Annotated in this window: 14 protein-coding genes; 8 read left to right on the top strand and 6 right to left on the bottom strand. The window is 54.8% G+C overall.

Features of this window, described 5'->3' with window-relative positions:
• The first annotated feature begins 41 nt into the window (after positions 1 to 41).
• Both GX030_07815 and GX030_07810 read left to right on the top strand, forming a co-directional pair.
• Positions 42 to 1,586 carry an NAD(P)H-hydrate dehydratase gene (locus GX030_07815; GenBank protein ID NLV92282.1) on the top strand — a complete coding sequence of 515 codons (1,545 nt, stop codon included), beginning with the start codon at positions 42 to 44 and terminating at the stop codon, positions 1,584 to 1,586.
• Positions 1,587 to 1,632: 46 nt separating this feature from the next.
• Entirely contained in the window at positions 1,633 to 2,742 is a 1,110-nt protein-coding gene (locus GX030_07810; GenBank protein ID NLV92281.1) for an alanine racemase, read from the top strand.
• Positions 2,743 to 2,788: 46 nt separating this feature from the next.
• Here the strand turns inward: GX030_07810 and glnA are convergent, their stop codons facing one another.
• On the bottom strand, positions 2,789 to 4,114 hold the full coding sequence (gene glnA, locus GX030_07805; protein NLV92280.1) for a type I glutamate--ammonia ligase: 1,326 nt from the start codon (positions 4,112 to 4,114) through the stop codon (positions 2,789 to 2,791).
• A gap of 196 nt (positions 4,115 to 4,310) precedes the next feature.
• On the opposite strand from glnA, the gene nadE reads away from it, so the two are divergent.
• From nadE to GX030_07790, 3 genes are all read left to right on the top strand, one after another.
• Positions 4,311 to 5,042 (top strand): NAD(+) synthase, encoded by a 732-nt coding sequence (gene nadE / locus GX030_07800; protein NLV92279.1) that lies wholly within the window; start codon positions 4,311 to 4,313, stop codon positions 5,040 to 5,042.
• An 81-nt stretch (positions 5,043 to 5,123) separates the two neighbouring features.
• Positions 5,124 to 6,026: a hypothetical protein gene (locus tag GX030_07795; GenBank protein ID NLV92278.1), complete on the top strand. Its 903-nt coding sequence runs from the start codon at positions 5,124 to 5,126 to the stop codon at positions 6,024 to 6,026.
• Between the two features lie 81 nt (positions 6,027 to 6,107).
• Positions 6,108 to 7,430, top strand: a complete 1,323-nt coding sequence (locus tag GX030_07790; GenBank protein ID NLV92277.1) for a glycosyltransferase family 4 protein — start codon at positions 6,108 to 6,110, stop codon at positions 7,428 to 7,430.
• 44 nt (positions 7,431 to 7,474) lie between these two features.
• On the opposite strand, the gene GX030_07785 is transcribed toward GX030_07790, so the two are convergent.
• Both GX030_07785 and GX030_07780 read right to left on the bottom strand, forming a co-directional pair.
• Positions 7,475 to 9,100, bottom strand: coding sequence for a DUF1957 domain-containing protein (locus tag GX030_07785; GenBank protein NLV92276.1), 1,626 nt, complete (start codon positions 9,098 to 9,100; stop codon positions 7,475 to 7,477).
• A 40-nt stretch (positions 9,101 to 9,140) separates the two neighbouring features.
• A complete protein-coding gene (locus GX030_07780) occupies positions 9,141 to 10,091 on the bottom strand; it encodes a DUF4912 domain-containing protein (protein NLV92275.1) in 951 nt (316 codons plus the stop codon).
• Between the two features lie 165 nt (positions 10,092 to 10,256).
• On the opposite strand from GX030_07780, the gene GX030_07775 reads away from it, so the two are divergent.
• Genes GX030_07775 through nagB form a run of 3 tightly spaced genes read left to right on the top strand, consistent with a single transcriptional unit; the run spans position 10,257 to position 13,287 of the window.
• On the top strand, positions 10,257 to 11,264 hold the full coding sequence (locus GX030_07775; GenBank protein NLV92274.1) for a hypothetical protein: 1,008 nt from the start codon (positions 10,257 to 10,259) through the stop codon (positions 11,262 to 11,264).
• A 26-nt stretch (positions 11,265 to 11,290) separates the two neighbouring features.
• On the top strand, positions 11,291 to 12,562 hold the full coding sequence (nagA, locus tag GX030_07770) for an N-acetylglucosamine-6-phosphate deacetylase (protein ID NLV92273.1): 1,272 nt from the start codon (positions 11,291 to 11,293) through the stop codon (positions 12,560 to 12,562).
• Positions 12,559 to 13,287 (top strand): glucosamine-6-phosphate deaminase, encoded by a 729-nt coding sequence (gene nagB, locus GX030_07765; protein ID NLV92272.1) that lies wholly within the window; start codon positions 12,559 to 12,561, stop codon positions 13,285 to 13,287. Before nagA ends, nagB begins: the two co-directional genes overlap by 4 nt.
• Positions 13,288 to 13,301: 14 nt before the next feature.
• On the opposite strand, the gene GX030_07760 is transcribed toward nagB, so the two are convergent.
• From GX030_07760 to GX030_07750, 3 genes are all read right to left on the bottom strand, one after another.
• A complete protein-coding gene (locus GX030_07760; GenBank protein ID NLV92271.1) occupies positions 13,302 to 14,609 on the bottom strand; it encodes a YvcK family protein in 1,308 nt (435 codons plus the stop codon).
• Positions 14,606 to 15,514, bottom strand: coding sequence for an RNase adapter RapZ (gene rapZ, locus GX030_07755; protein ID NLV92270.1), 909 nt, complete (start codon positions 15,512 to 15,514; stop codon positions 14,606 to 14,608). Before rapZ ends, GX030_07760 begins: the two co-directional genes overlap by 4 nt.
• A gap of 64 nt (positions 15,515 to 15,578) precedes the next feature.
• A partial coding sequence (locus GX030_07750) for a histidinol-phosphatase (protein ID NLV92269.1) occupies positions 15,579 to 15,774 on the bottom strand: 196 nt, incomplete at its 5' end.

The following is a 15,774-nucleotide window of genomic DNA, read 5'->3' as shown; positions in this document are numbered from 1 at the left end:
GCAAGAAGTGCTTGGGAGTTAGGGCAGAACGGGTGGGGATCATGAAGGTTGTTACTGGCGAGAAGATGCGGGAAATAGACGAGCAGGCGGTACGAACTTTCAAAATACCCAGTGTGGTGTTGATGGAGAATGCTGGTCGGGCGGTGGCCGATCAGGCAGCGGCACTGGTGCCCAAGGGAAAGAGGATTACTATCCTGGCCGGTAAGGGTGGGAATGGCGGCGACGCCTTGGTAGCGGCCCGGTACCTTCACAATTGGGGCTACCAGGTCAAGCTCTTTCTCATGACTTCGCCGGAGCAGCTCAGCGGTGATCCCAAGGCCAATGCCGACATGGTAGTGGCTTTGGGATTGGACTTTGATGTGATCCAGGAGCGGCAGCTGGCCAAACTCAAGGTCAACTTCGCCGCCTCGGAATTGATTATCGATGGCCTGTTGGGAACGGGAGTCTCGGGACGAGTCTCCTCCAGTGTTGAAGAGGTAATTACCTTGGTCAATGAAAGCGCCTGCCCAGTCTTGTCTATAGATATTCCATCGGGACTTGATGCCAAAAGCGGCCGTCCGATGGGTGTTTGCGTGCAGGCAGACTATACGGTTACCTTTGGGGCCCCAAAGTTGGGGATGGTGCAATACCCGGCGATTCCCTTTGTGGGCCAACTGATTATCGCTGACATCGGCCTGCCGCCGTCACTTTTTGACTCCAGTCCCTATCACTTGGTGACTGGAAGCTATGTGGCTGAACACTTGCCGGCACGACCTGCCGATGCACACAAGGGCATTTTTGGGCGCTTGTTCATCCTGGCAGGATCCGTGGGCATGACAGGGGCGGCCAGCTTGACCACCGAGGCGGCTTTGCGTTCCGGTGCTGGATTGGTGACCCTGGCAATACCAGAAAGCCTGAACCCGATTCTGGAGGTAAAACTGACGGAGAGTATGACGATGCCCTTGCCGGAAGAGCCCCAGGGAATAGTAGGGTACCGGGCTAGGGATCGGATCAACCAGTTCCTAAGCCAGTGTGATGCCTGGGCTGTGGGTCCTGGTCTGACAACTCAAGGCGAGATTCCTCACTTGGTTACGGACCTATTAGCGGAGCATTCCATCCCCGCGGTGGTGGATGCCGATGGCCTCAATGGTCTGGCTCAAACCGGCGGTGTTGAGCGATTGGCGGCTCCAGAAAAAACCGTCCTCACGCCCCACCCCGGGGAGCTGGCTCGCCTGTTGCATACGGACATTCCAACTATTCAAGCCGACCGCGTTGAAATGGCCCAGGCCAGTGCCATGTCCTTTGGTACCGTGGTGGTTTTGAAAGGAGCCAGAACTATCGTTGCCGGACCCGATGGTTCCGTCTACATCAATCCCACGGGCAACTCTGGAATGGCCACCGGTGGTTCGGGAGATGCTTTGACTGGGATTATTGCTGCTTTGTTGGCCCAGGGAACTCCAGCCCTAGCGGCGGCTGTCTGTGGTGTGTATGTCCATGGATTGGCGGGGGATTTGGCTGTGAAATTGTGGGGTAACCGCAGCCTAGTACCCTCGGATTTGATTGCCTGCTTGGGGCAGGCCTTTCAAGAGATTGAGACTACAGAATAAGGAAAGATTGTGAGAATCGAAGAAGGTGCTAAGTTTGCCGGAAGATATAATTAGGCCGGCCTGGGCGGAAATTGATCTTGCCTGTATTCGCCGCAATGTTCGGGAAATTAGACGGGGGCTCAAGCCCCAGACACAAATGATGGCAGTGGTCAAGGCCAATGGCTATGGACACGGTGCCGCCCAGGTGGCCGCGACCTGTCGAGATTATGGAGTGGAATGGATTGGCGTTGCCATCGTTGAAGAGGGGATTGCCCTGCGTCGGGCCGGGATTGAGGGGCCGATTCTAGTCTTGGGATTGGCACCGGCAGCCCAAGCGCCCCTGATTGTTGCCAATGGATTGACGGCGACGGTTTGCACCCTGGAGGGAGCCAGGTCTTTGTCCGCTGCGGCCCTGGACCTGGGGACCATCGCGAAGGTCCACGTCAAAGTCGACACTGGCATGGGTCGCTTAGGTATAAGACCGCAGGCGGCCCGAGAGTTCATTAAGACCCTACTGGAGCTGCCGAATTTGGAGGTAGAAGGGATATTTACCCATTTTTCCACCGCGGACGCGGTGGATCGCAGCTACTTTCGGCAGCAGCTGTCAAAGTTCACCGGCGTCCTTGCTGAGCTCCAGCAAGAGGGGATCTCAATTCCCATTGTCCATGGGGCAAACAGTGCCACCGTTGCCGTGGCCCCAGAGGCTGAATTCGATCTTGTTAGGGCGGGTATCTCCCTGTACGGGTTACAGCCCGCCCCGGATATAGTTCAGTTGGATCTGCAGCCTGCTCTCAGTTTAAAGGCCAGGGTCTCTTATGTGCATCGAGTTCCGGCGGGAACGGGGATCAGCTATGGGCGCCGCTATATGACTGAGAGGGAAACCACCATTGCCACCATTCCAGTGGGATATGCCGATGGTTACTCACGGCTGTTGAGTAATCGGGCGGAGGTATTGGTGCGGGGTCGAAGGTATCGGATCAGCGGAACTATCTGTATGGACCAATGCATGATCGATGTGGGCGATGATCCCATTGAGATCGGCGACGAAGTGGTCCTGATCGGCAGACAAGGTGATGAGGTTATCTCCGCCGACGAGTTGGCGGGGATTATGGGAACGATTCACTACGAAATTGTGTGTCTCATCAGTGAACGAATACCCAGGATATACCTGGGATGAGTTAAGGGAATGGCCCTTCAATCATGGTATTGAAGGGCCATAACCGTTAGAAAATGCCTAGGTACTGATCCACTTCCCATTGGTGGACTTGAGTGCTGAAGACCTCCCATTCGATGGTCTTCGCGTCAACAAATCGCGAGAGGATGTGCTCTCCCAGTGCGGCGCAGACCACTTCGTCCTTCTTGAGCTCCGTTAAGGCCTCCCAGAGGTTGCGGGGCAGATTTCTGATTCCCGCTGCTGCTCTGGTCTCTGGGCTCATCGAGTAAATGTTACTGCTCATGGACTCTGGGGGCTCGATTTTGTTCTTGATGCCGTCGAGACCCGAGGCAATGGTAACGGCTAAAGCCAGATAAATATTGCATGAGGGGTCTGGAGAACGCAGTTCCACTCTGGTGCCCTGTCCGCGACTGGTGGGAACACGGACCAGGGCGCTGCGATTTTGCGCAGACCAGGAGATATAAACTGGGGCCTCGTAGCCTGGAACCAGCCGCTTGTATGAATTAACCAAGGGATTAGTAATGGCAGTGTAGGCCGGCGCATGTTTCAAGAGACCGCCGATGAAATACAGCGCGACATCACTGAGTTGGTACCTTCCCATGGGATCGTAAAAGGCATTGACACCATCACGATAGAGGGAAATGTGGGTGTGCATTCCCGAGCCTGCCACGCCAAAGACCGGTTTGGGCATGAAGGTGCAGTGCAATCCATGCTGCCGGGCAATGGCCTTCGTAACGAACTTCAATGTTGCCACCTTATCGGCAGCGGTCAACGCGGTATCGTAGCGGAAGTCAATTTCGTGTTGTCCCGGAGCGACCTCATGGTGGGAGGCTTCTACTTCAAAGCCCATCTGTTCTAGGGCCAAGACCATATCCCGGCGGGCATCTTCCCCTCTGTCCACGGGTCCGAGGTCAAAATAACTGGCTTCGTCGTGGGTAATGGTTGTGGGTTTTCCATCTTCTCCCAGGAGAAAGAGGAAGAATTCCGCTTCCGGTCCCACCTGGACATCGTATCCCATGTCGGCAGCTTCCTTCAGTACTCGCTTCAGGGCTCCCCGGGGATCCCCAGGGAAGGGTTTGCCGTCGGGGGTGTAGACATCACACATCAGTCTGGCCACCGCGTGTTCCTTGGGTCTCCAGGGGAACAACGCAAAGGTGTTAAGGTCCGGCCTGAGATTCATATCCGACTCCTCGATGCGAGCAAAGCCTTCTATGGAAGAGCCGTCAAACATAATTTCGTTGTTCAAGGCCCGTTCCAACTGACTAACGGGAATCGCCACATTCTTGACAATGCCGAGAATGTCGGTAAACTGCAGGCGAACAAATTGGACATTATTCTCCTTTGCCAACCGTAGGATGTCCTCTTTTGTTTTCATAATGACATGTCCCCCCATCATTAAGGTCATAATATGGGCCTAGTTTACGCAAGAGCCAGGGCCCTTGTCAAGTATATGTCAGGTTTTTGTGGAGATTGCCTGTTAACTAAAAGGGAGATAAACTAGAGGCGAGAGGGAAAGAGAAAACTGGAAGACTAGAGGGAAAGAGAAAACTGGAAGACTAGAGGTGTGATCTATGGATGCAAGGAAAACGGCAGATAGAATAGTGCAGTGGTTGCAGGAGCATAAGGAGCAGGCCAACGCCAAGGGATTTGTCGTGGGGTTGTCGGGAGGAGTGGATTCCGCGGTGGCCGCTGCCTTGGCCAAGCTTGCCTGTCCCGATGGGATGTTGGCGATAATTATGCCCTGTTACAGTGATCCTCAGGATGCCAAGGATGCAATGCTTACGGCGGAGGCGTTACAGATACCGGTCAAGACCGTTGACCTGGGGCCGGTGTACGATGCCCTTTTTGCCCAGGCAAATCTGGATCCTGAGGCAGTGCCCTTGCTGGCTCGAGCCAATGTGAAGCCCCGATTGCGAATGGTCACCGCGTACTTGCACGCGGCTCTGTCAAATTACCTGGTGGTGGGCGCCGAAAACAAGGATGAGCTTCACGTGGGCTACTTTACCAAGTATGGTGATGCTGGGGTAGATCTGTTGCCCTTGGCTAACTTGGTGAAGTCTGAAGTGTGGGAGCTGGCCCGTTACCTGCAGGTGCCCGAGGAAGTTGTCAATAAAGTACCTACTGCTGGCCTGTGGCCCGACCAGACCGACGAAAAGGAAATGGGCATTGGCTATGATGAACTGGATCGCTATCTGAAGGGTGAGCCAGTTAGCGACAAGGCCAGAGAGCGCATCGAATACCTACACCACATCAGTGAGCATAAACGGCGTCCGATTCCCTTGGGACCCGAGCCCGTCAGGTAACCCTTAGTTATAGTTATACTTGCCCCTTCCCGTGAATACAACTAATACAGTTAACAGGTCGCAGCTTGGGGGAGGGATACGGTGAAGGGGCAAGCGGGGTACAGCGTGGTTTGGTTGGGGTTGGTCTTCGTCTTATTGATTTTCATGCTGTGGAGTAATATCGCCAGTGCATCGGAACCGGCGGTTTTGCTCTTGGAATATGGTGATCCCCGGGGCGATGACTTTGGACCGGGGACCTATACTTATCCGACAGAGGATGTGTTTCAAGCCAGTCCCGGGTTGTTTGATTTATTGGCGGTGAGGATCTGGGACAGTGATGAATACTGGCTCTTTGATGTAGTTATGGCTGCCACCACCAATCCTCGCAGGGCCCCCGAGGGCTTTGATTGGCAACTGATTGATATCTATCTTGACACCATCGAAGGGTCCGGGTATTTGGGGGTTGTCAACCCCGAGGGGCCCCGGGTACAATTTGCTCCCGGCTCCGGTTGGGAGTATCGGATCAAGATCGCCCCCTGGTCCCAGGCGAAAATCTACATCTCACCGGAGGATTCCGGCAGGGCCATTGATGTCAATGCTTTGCCCGATGGCTCCACCCTGCGGGCTCAGGTGCCGAAGGAATGGATTGATGGGCTGAGTAGTCAGACCGGGATCGCTGTATTGGTAGGCGGCTTTGATCCCTTGGGCCCTGATCACTATCGGGTGGTGGATGAAGCCGGTAGCATCTGGCGGTTTGGGGGTAAGGATCCCCAGGGCTTGGGGCCCAATGTGCTTGATTTGCTAGCTGACACAGAGGGGGCAACGGGTTCCCAGGAAAGCCAGCTCAGCTCCTTTAGCGACCAACACTTGGCGTTAATCCACTGTGTTTATCCCCAAAAACCCAGCTATCCCTATCCTGTAATTCTCTTGGCGGTGATGTTGGCCGCGGTGGTTGCTTTGGCTATTGGTTTTCTCTGGGGGCTCTATCGCCGCAGGGATGGATAGCGGCTGCCGGATCAGGGATATATTGGAGTTTTCGTCGGGCATACTACCACTGAGCATGAGAATTGAGTAGAGGGTGAGTTTATGAAAGTCTTGATGCTTTCGTGGGAGTATCCGCCAAAACTAGTGGGCGGCTTAGCCCGGCATGTGATGGAGTTGTCGGAGGCCTTGGTAACTTTGGGTCATGAAGTCCATGTCTTGACCGTTCACGCCGATGGGTGCCCCCAGGATGAAGAGATGAACGGGGTGATGGTGCATAGGGTCAACCCATCGGGACCCAGCTCCAAGGACATTGTGGACTCGGCGATGCTCCTCAACCTGAATTTCATGGAGGCCGCGATTCAGCTGATGCGTCAAGGTCATGTCTTTGACCTGATTCACGCCCATGATTGGCTAGCGGCCTTTGCCGCCAAAGGACTGAAGTACTCGTGGAAAAGACCGATGGTGGCGACGATTCATGCTACGGAGTTTGGAAGAAATCACGGTCTACACAACGACCTGCAGCGTCGGATCAGTAACGTAGAATGGTGGCTCACCTATGAAGCCTGGCGGGTCATTTGTTGTAGTGATTTCATGAAGGGTGAGATTTCCTACGTCTTTCAGACTCCGCAGGATAAGATCGCTGTCATCCCCAACGGAGTCCACGTAGATCGCCTCAGACGTCCTCCGGCCGAGGAAATGGAGGGTTTTCGTCAACAATATGCCGCGGATGACGAAAAGATTGTCTTTTTCTTAGGGAGACTGGTGCACGAAAAGGGTGGGGGAGTGCTGATCGACGCAGTTCCAGAGGTACTGCGACGCCATAATGCGACGAAGTTTATCATTGCCGGCAGCGGACCGTCGGAAGGTTACCTACGCCAACGGGCCGCGGAGTTGGGGATTGCCAATCGGGTCTATTTCGTCGGTCATGTGGATGATGTGCTGCGCAACAAGCTCTTTGCCATCTCTGATGTGGCGGTATTTCCCAGTTTATATGAGCCCTTTGGAATCGTGGCCTTGGAGGCAATGGCCGCTAAGGTACCGGTAGTTGTCTCCGATACCGGCGGTTTTGCTCAAATTGTGCGTCACGGTGACAACGGCTATAAAGCCTATCCCGGGAATGTCCAATCCCTAGCGGACAATCTTGTCGCCGCTTTGAAGGCAGAGGAGTTTTCGGCGAAGCTGGCGGCCAACGCCTATGCCGAGGTGGCCACCAAGTACAGTTGGGCTACCATCGCCAGGCAAACCGAGGAGTTGTATCGCGTCGTTATGGAGGAGTTTGCCCGCTCGGAGTGGAGAAGCGAAAGGGACGGGGTAGACTTGGCGGTACTGGCTCGGTTAGGTCAATGGTTCCAGGAGGAGATTCCTGAAAGGTATACCAGCACGGAAGAGGAGTATGTGGCCGCTCGGCAAGCCGTGGTCCACTGACATCAAAACTGTATCGCTAAAGGAGAACAGGATGAGCCAAGGGCTCATCCTGTTCTTATGATCTGCCTGGCTGGTTGCTGTCTAGGAAGGGCAGGGTTATATACCCGATAATCCAGCCAGGGAAAGATATTGTCCCGATACTCGATTTCCCCCAGCCAGGCAGGGTCGATCTGGCCGGTGTCAATCTGGTGGTATAGCTGGGTAAAGATGCCCAGGTGCTCTCGGACCCGTCGCACTGCATATTCTGTCATCGTTCCTGCGGTCATGATAAAGGCCCAATCGCTGGATTGTGCCAATAGAAGTTCCCTGGCACATTGATTCAAGGCCCTTCTGGTTAGGCCTTGGGCATCGGGATGAGCGGCTGCCAGGCGTTCCATTCGCCTTACCGCCTGATGCAAATGACGATAGATCCATTCATTGCTGTCGTTCAGCCACACCCGGTTGTATCCACCATCTCCCCAGCTCGAGGGCGAAGGGAGTAGGATCTGATGGGTGGGATGTCTGCCAAGATAGTCACCGGGTGTTCCTAAGCGGAAGATCTTCTGGTCGTAATAGGCCTTTTTGGCCAAATAATATAGGAACCAAGGCCCCTCATACCACCAGTGGCCAAATAGCTCAGCGTCATAGGGAGCTACAACGATGGGTTCCCGGTCCATATGTGTCGACAGCCAGCGAATCTGGTGCTCTCGGTTAAACATAAAGTGTCCCGCATGGACCGCTGCCCTTTCGATCGCTGCCTGGGGTTGGTAGATTTTCTTGTCTGCCGTCTTGCCGGTGATGGCATGGTATTTTAGTCCGGTAAATCCCCGAATGCCCGCGGGTAAATAGGGAGCGATGTACTCCCAGTCGAGATCAAAGCCGATGTCTCGGTAAAAGTCTCGATAGATAGGATCTCCAGGATACCCCTCCGTGGCACTCCAGACCTGGGTACTGGATTCCCAGTCCCGACCGAAGAAGGCTACCCCTTCCGGAGAATAAACCGGGGAGTAGACGGCATATCGGGGTCTGGGTCGACCGTGGATGATCCCATGGCTATCGAGAAAGGTGTACCTGAGACCGGCTTCCGCCAAATATTGACTAACCTCGGGATAAAACCCACACTCCGGCAGCCAAAAGCCCCTAGGTTCAACGCCAAAGGTTCGTCGATAGGCTTCGACACCGATGGTGATCTGAGCCTGGACTGCTTGTGGGTTGGGCTGCAGTAGCGGCAAGAATCCATGGGTTGCTGCAGAGGCAATAATTTCAATTACTCCCCGTTGTTGCAGCTCCCGATAGGCCGTGAGCAGATCGCCGCCGAACCGGCACCAGAATTGGTGAATACTGGCGAGGTTCCGCCGGTAGTGGCAGGCTACGGCATGATACTCCGGTTGCCAACGGGTTCGCACCACTTCTTTCTCCGCCAGCTCCAGCAGCCGTTCCAGATGGCGCTGGTAGCGGGCCCGGAGCAAAGCATCGTCGAGCATATGGGCCAAAGTTGGTGTGACGGAGACGGTGTAGCGAAACTCTATTCCTTCGGCCAACAGCTGTTCACACATCTGCAGAAAGGGAATATAGGTTTCGGTAATCGCCTCATATAGCCAAAGTTCCTCTAGGACTGCTTCACTTTCCGGGTGTCGGACATAGGGAAGATGTGAGTGGAGGACAATGGCAACGGTTCCTTGGTTCTTCAACGACTCAACACATCCTCATCGCAAACTTGCTGCTTCATCCTTACCGGCTCTCCTGAAAATAGGTGTCCCGTCTAATCACGGGAGTAATCCGAAGCCTTTGCTGACCATCGGCGGATAGGGCCTCGATGGGCAGCACCAAAGTGGTGTCGTCCAGCTGATACTGCACCGTAAAGCTGCCGTCGGAGGCTATCGGTATCGGGTCGCCGTTAATTGTGACCTTACTTCCCGGCCTGGCCCTACCGCTGAGAATCACTCGGGTGTCAACGGAAAGCCCAAGATCATCGGGATTGGTGCCGGCAAGTTCCCAGGACTCCGTCGGCGCCGTGCCAAAGACTCCCGGGCTAGAAATACCCGGACTAGATATGCCTGGACTGAAGGGAAGTTTGTGCCCAAAGATGTGCTGCGTGAGACTCCGACTCATCCAGAGCCCCGGGCTCGATTGCGTTCCCACAGTTCGGGATTCGTATAGGGCTCGGAGGGTGAGCCACTGCTCATCGATGAAGGGGCTTTCGCTGCCGGAGGGCACAGTCACGGCTCGGGAGCGGACGGCTTCCACGAAATTGCCGTCGGGGCCTAAAAATCCGAAGACGGCGGCAACGGTTCCAGCCTCTCGGTCAATACCGATATGCCAGGAGTGATTGAGACTGGGGACCTCAAAGGCCACCAATTCCTGCTCCCCATGCTCCCCCTGACCCTTGGGCTCAAAGCTGAGTATGCGGATGACGCTTCTGACTTGATCCCTAGCCTCTGGAGCGAACTGCTGCAGAGCCCACTGGCGGGTTGTATCGGTGATCTCCCAGTATGCATACACCCAGCCCGGTTCTCGCATGAGCAAGGTGATGCCGTCTTCTCCGTATCGATCCGGTAGTTGACCGCCCCCATGGGGTACGCCTGCTGCAGTAGGGGGATGGTCTGACTGAATCCAATCGTCTGAACCGAACATGGGTGGCGAGGGATCAGGAATTTCCATTGGTTGTGATGATGTTGACAAACGATCCCCTCCTGCCAATGTAGTTAGGCAAATAAAGTAGTACCCATAGAAGTGTTCCCGGAAAGCTTTGGTTTATGCAAATTGTGTCAAGCAGGAGTTGCTTTGGCAGGAGGAGAACAGTTGGAATCTAGTAACAATTTGTCAAAGTGTAGAGGGGAGCTAGATTTGCCAATGGTGTCATTGACTGGAAAAGTCCCGGGGATTGCCGGGTGTTTCGCCATGATCTTGGTATTTGTGATGGCAGTTGCAGCCCAAGCTGCCGATCTCTGCAACTACAAGGTGGCCTTTTCCACTGAAGGTTTCTTGGCGGATTCCATCATTCAAGTGGCCGCGGCCGATGTCACCGGTGATGGTGTGGATGAGCTCTTGTTGGTGGGAAGGAACTATGAAGCCCGGGAAACCTTCTTCTATGTAGTTTCCTTAGGTCACGACGGATTTGAGGTGCTCTGGAAAAGCCCTAACCTGTATGACAGTCCGGGACATATTGCAGTCACCGCCGGAGATTTTATGGGTACAGGCTCTCCCCAAGTGTTGGTATTAGGCGATAAGGCCACTTTGATGTATCAATGGCAGTCAGGGGTCCTAAAAGAAGTCTGGCGGGGGACGACTCCTTGGCCCATTCAGGAAGTGGCTGCCGTTGAGGGGGGACCGGGAAAACCGGATCTGGTGGCTTTGACCCAGATAGTAGACCAAAACGCTTATTTTGCCACAGAAGCTTTGCGGGTGCTGAAGTGGACTCCCCAGGGTCTTGAGGTCGTAGCTGAAAGTCCGCCCATCGGTGTGATTCGGGCTTTAGCTTCGGGAGTTGTGGTCGGAGGTACCGTCGGTGACCTGGTCATTGATGTGGGGCAGACCACACAAGGGGGAACTATCCAGATTTGGATCATCAAGGGAGATACTTTGACCCGGGTGTCCAGTCAGGAATTAAGCCCGGCCGCGGTCTTTGGGTTAACGGTCTTTTCCCAGGACGATCAGGTGGTGGTAGCCGATGATCGCGGTCGGGTACAGGTCTATGCCTGGCAGGAAGGGAAGTTAGTCACCACTAGCTCCCGGGTATCTTTAGGATGGGGCTTGGCCTCTTCCGCGGCCGGTGTTTTCTCCGCCGATGGAACCAAGTCCATCGTGGCTGTTGAATATCCTAATATTGTTCATGTTCTCCGGCCGGACAATTGACGGCTAGGGGATTTGGGGTTTATCAGATGGGGGTGGATAGTTTGGGTTGGTTGCTGGTGTGGCAAGGTACGGTGTGTACACCGGAAACAGTGTGGCCTGAAGGATTTGTGCTAATCCGTAATCGGGAAATCGCTGACCTAGGTCCCAGCCAAGAATTACCGGACTGGGTGGATGTGGTCAATCAGAGGGTGGGGAAAAGCAGTGACACCGAAGAGGAACTGCCCCGGGAGCAGTGTGAACCCCTGCAGATAGTCAATGCCAAGGGGCGCTATGTGACGCCGGGTTTGATTGACATCCATATCCATGGAGCCATGGGCTACGATGTCATGGAGGCTGATGGACGGGGCCTGGCTCGCATGGCCCAGGGATTAGCAAGTTTTGGCACCACAGCCTTTGTGCCCACCACTGTATCAGCTTCTTTGGAAGAGATGCAAAGGGTGATGGCAGCCGCTTCCCAGCTTGATGAGGTGGCTGGTCTGGACAATACCGCGGAACCCTTGGGATATCATGTTGAGGGACCCTACATTAACATAAAACGCAAGGGAGCCCATGAACCTTCGGTGATCAGAGATCCTAAGGTAGCGGAGCTGAAGTCCCTAGTAGACTTGGCGGGAGCCAAATTGTTAACCATCACCTTAGCTCCGGAACTGCCGGGGGCCAAGGAGGCCATTAGCTGGCTGAGGGAGCAGGGGATTGCCGTCAGTCTGGGCCATTCTACGGCGGAATGGTCCTGTGTCACCAACGCCATCTCCCAAGGCGCTCGGCGCTGTACCCACCTGTATAACGGAATGGAGCCACTTCACCACCGTCAACCGGGGCTGGTGGGAGCGGCCCTCAGCGATGATCGTATGGTGGCGGAGCTGATTGTTGACAATGTTCACGTTGAGCTGCCGGTGGTGGATTTGACCATTAAGAGCAAGGGTTGGCAGCGCATCGCTTTGGTCTCCGACGGTATGCAAGCCGTGGGTCTAGCCGATGGCAAGTATGAGCTCGGTGATTTAGTGGTCTATGTCCAAGATGGGGCCTGTCGCCTTGCCGATGGCACTATTGCCAGCAGCACCGTAACTTTAGATCGTTCGGTGCGGATCCTGGTGCAGCAGCTGGGAATCAGCTTCCAGCAGGCTGTAGCTATGGCCAGCTTGGTCCCAGCTCAGACCATCGGAGTCAGTCATCGCAAGGGAGAGTTGGCTGCGGGCAAAGACGCAGACTTGGTGATTTGGGACCGGGAAAGCTTAGTGGTAGAAGAGATTGTGTTGCGAGGAACATACTATCCTGTAGAAGAGGTGTTAAACCAGTGAAAACCATGATATTTCCAGATCATGCCGCGATGAGCCGGTACGCTGCACAAATGATCGCCGATCAAGTCAGAGCTAACCCCGCCTCGGTGTTGGGACTTGCCACCGGCAGTACTCCGGAGCAAACCTACGAGGAACTGGTGAAAATCCATCGGGAGGAAAACCTGTCCTTTGCTCAAGTTACTACCTTTAACCTCGATGAATATTGGGGCCTAGCAGGCAGCCACCCGGCCAGTTATCGCTACTATATGCAGGAACGGTTGTTCAACTACATAGATATACCTCTGGAACAGACCCACATCCCCCGAGGCGATGTGGTCGATGCTGCAGCGGAGTGTGCTCGCTACGAGGAGCTGTTGGCAACCCACGGTCCCGTTGACCTGCAGATTCTGGGCATCGGTACCAATGCCCACATCGGATTCAATGAGCCCGGGACTGAGTTTGGCTCCACCACCCATCTCGTCGATCTTACCCAGGATACCATCGAGGCTAATTCGAGGTTTTTCTCCAGCCCCGATGATGTCCCCAAGCAGGCCATCAGCATGGGAATTAAGAGCATCATGCAGGCCCGTCAAATTGTGCTGATGGCCAGTGGTTCTTCCAAGGCCGACGCGGTGGCCAAGTCCATCCAGGGACCGGTAACCCCCGAGGTGCCTGCTTCCGTTCTTCAGCTGCATCCCAACTGTATTTTCCTGCTGGATGAAGCGGCTGCGGCAGGGCTTAAATAGGCATCGGGATGGAATTAGTGGGCCTTGGAATTGTTGCCCCGCAGGGCAATATCGAAAATGCATTTGGCCAAGGCCGTGGGATCGTGACGCACCAAGTCCGTTAGACTGATCAGGGGTCGGGCGATGGGTTCAATGCCCATTGCCCGAATTCTGTTTACATCAGGATATACCGGGATGGCACCCTCGGCTTCGTACTTGCGCAGAAGGTGGGGCTCAACGGCAGCATCATTGACGATCACATAGTCAACTACCTTGGGCCCGACGTGATCCAGTAAAGCCTGGACATGGTCTGCCGCAGTGTATCCATCGGTTTCTCCCGGTTGAGTCATCACGTTGCAGACATATACCTTGGGTGCCGATGAGTTTTTCACCGCGTCGCGAATGTCCTTCACCAGAAGATTTGGCAGTACACTGGTGTAAAGGCTTCCAGGACCGAGAATGATAATATCGGCCTCGCTGATGGCTCGCACCGCCTCGGGAGTGCCGGGACAGTCCTCGGGTAACAGATGGACCCGGCTGATGGGTTTTCCCGCCTCAGGAATCAAGCTCTCGCCACAGACCGTGGATCCATCGGCATAGAGGGCTTCTAGTTGGACCTCCGCCAGGGTAGAGGGAATGACCTGGCCCCTAACAGCCAGGACTCGGGAGGACTCCTTGATCGCTAACTCAAAATCACCGGTGATGTCGGTCATCGCGGCAATGAACAGGTTGCCAAAGCTGTGGCCCTCAAGTTCTGAACCCTGCTTAAATCGGTATTGAAACAGCTGGGTCATCAAGGGCTCTGTATCGGCCAGGGCCGCCAAGGTGTTGCGGATATCGCCGGGAGGAAGAATGCCCATCTCATCTCGCAACCTGCCGGAGCTGCCGCCGTCGTCGGCTACCGTGACCACGGCCGTCAGTTTGGCCGGGTATTTTTTTAGTCCTCGCAAGAGGGTTGACAACCCCGTCCCTCCGCCGATCACCACAATTTGAGGACCGTTCTCCGCCAGGTACCGCCGGGAGTAAACGAGATCCACCAGGTCCTCTCCGTTGCCATCCGGTCGCAGCACATAGGCAACGGACTGAATGGCCCGGGTAAACCCATGGATGACGAGGAAAATGCCGGCAAGAAAGACTGCCAGGGCCAAGAGCCAGCTTCCTGTTTCTCCTAGGCGATTATCCAACCGACGGAATCCCTGGACAATGTTCTGCTCTAAGGCACTGACAAACCCAACTTCCAACACGATGGCCATACCTGTGCTGAGCAAGAGGATCCCCAAGAAAACCAGGGCAATCCACCGCTTGACTTTCATTCCGGGATACAACCATTTGAAGGCCTTCATTGGGATGGCTCTCCTTCTCGATACCCTGTGTCAAGCTCTTTGCGAGTCAGTTCTCGATGGCGGATATAGGTCTCATAGCCAAGTCCTCGGGCAAACTGGTTGATATGGTTGGCGATGGCCACCGACCGGTGTTGTCCCCCGGTACATCCGATGCCAATGACCAGTTGTGGCTTACCCTCCTTCTCGTATTGAGGCAGGAGGAATTTCAGTAGATCCTCGAGTTTGGCGATAAACCGACGGGTGACTGGCCACTGAAACACGTAGTTCTTCACAGCCTCGTCATTGCCGGTAAAGGGCGACAGTGACGGGACATAGTGGGGATTGGGCAAGAAACGAACGTCAAAGACTAGATCGGTATCAATGGGAATTCCGTGTCGAAAGCCAAAGGAAACCACACTGACCTGAAATCGCCCTCGGGTGCTTTGCGCAAACCGGGAGGCAATTTGCTCCCGGAGCATTCGGGGCGTGAGATCCGTAGTATCGATGATGATATCGGCCTTACCCCGAATCTGCTCTAGGCGCCGGCTTTCCTCCTTGACTCCTTGGACAATGCTGCCCTCAGGAGCCAAGGGATGTCGGCGTCGGGTCTCCTTGTAGCGACGTACCAAGGTATCCAAAGAAGCTTCGAGAAAGAGGACGCTGTAACTAAAGCCGTTGCGTTCTAGCTCCTCCAAAGCTTCAATCAGGTGGTCGAAAAACTGTCCGCCTCGAATGTCGCAAACTACGGCCACATGTTGGACCTCACCGCTGGGAGGGGATTGTTCAAACATCTCGGTGAATCTAGGAATCAGGGCTGGCGGTAGGTTATCGATACAAAAATAGCCCATATCTTCCAAGGCACGAATGGCCTCGGTTTTTCCTGCTCCCGATAGCCCGGTGACCAGTACGAATTTCAGCTTCTGCATGAGTGATACCCCTTTACCGATAATGACTCCTCGAGCTGGTAGCTAGTATATGGATACGATTCTGCTACCAGGGCTGATACCCCTTTTCTGTTTCGGCGTTGCGAATGTCCTCGGGACCAAGACCCGCTTCTTTAGCCAAGGCGATGGCCTTGGCAAAGTCTCCTACCCGCTGGGGCGAGTGGGCATCGCTGCCCAGGACAAAGCGGGCCCCTTGGGACTTGGCCAGGGCAATGTACTCCGGGGTGGTATGATCGTGACTG

The organism is Bacillota bacterium, from assembly GCA_012727955.1.
In the GTDB taxonomy this organism is placed as follows: Bacteria; Bacillota; Limnochordia; order DTU087; family JAAYGB01; genus JAAYGB01.
The sequence above is the reverse complement of the archived record's forward strand: the minus strand, read 5'-3'. Positions and strand labels throughout refer to the sequence as shown.

What these genes read in the sequence shown, in the direction of transcription:
- GX030_07815 (NLV92282.1), top strand. Translation starts at nt 42, where the DNA reads ATGAAGGTTGTTACTGGCGAGAAGATGCGGGAAATAGACGAGCAGGCG.
- glnA (NLV92280.1), bottom strand. Translation starts at nt 4,114, where the DNA reads ATGAAAACAAAAGAGGACATCCTACGGTTGGCAAAGGAGAATAATGTC.
- nadE (NLV92279.1), top strand. Translation starts at nt 4,311, where the DNA reads ATGGATGCAAGGAAAACGGCAGATAGAATAGTGCAGTGGTTGCAGGAG.
- GX030_07790 (NLV92277.1), top strand. Translation starts at nt 6,108, where the DNA reads ATGAAAGTCTTGATGCTTTCGTGGGAGTATCCGCCAAAACTAGTGGGC.
- nagA (NLV92273.1), top strand. Translation starts at nt 11,291, where the DNA reads ATGGGGGTGGATAGTTTGGGTTGGTTGCTGGTGTGGCAAGGTACGGTG.
- GX030_07760 (NLV92271.1), bottom strand. Translation starts at nt 14,609, where the DNA reads ATGAAGGCCTTCAAATGGTTGTATCCCGGAATGAAAGTCAAGCGGTGG.
- rapZ (NLV92270.1), bottom strand. Translation starts at nt 15,514, where the DNA reads ATGCAGAAGCTGAAATTCGTACTGGTCACCGGGCTATCGGGAGCAGGA.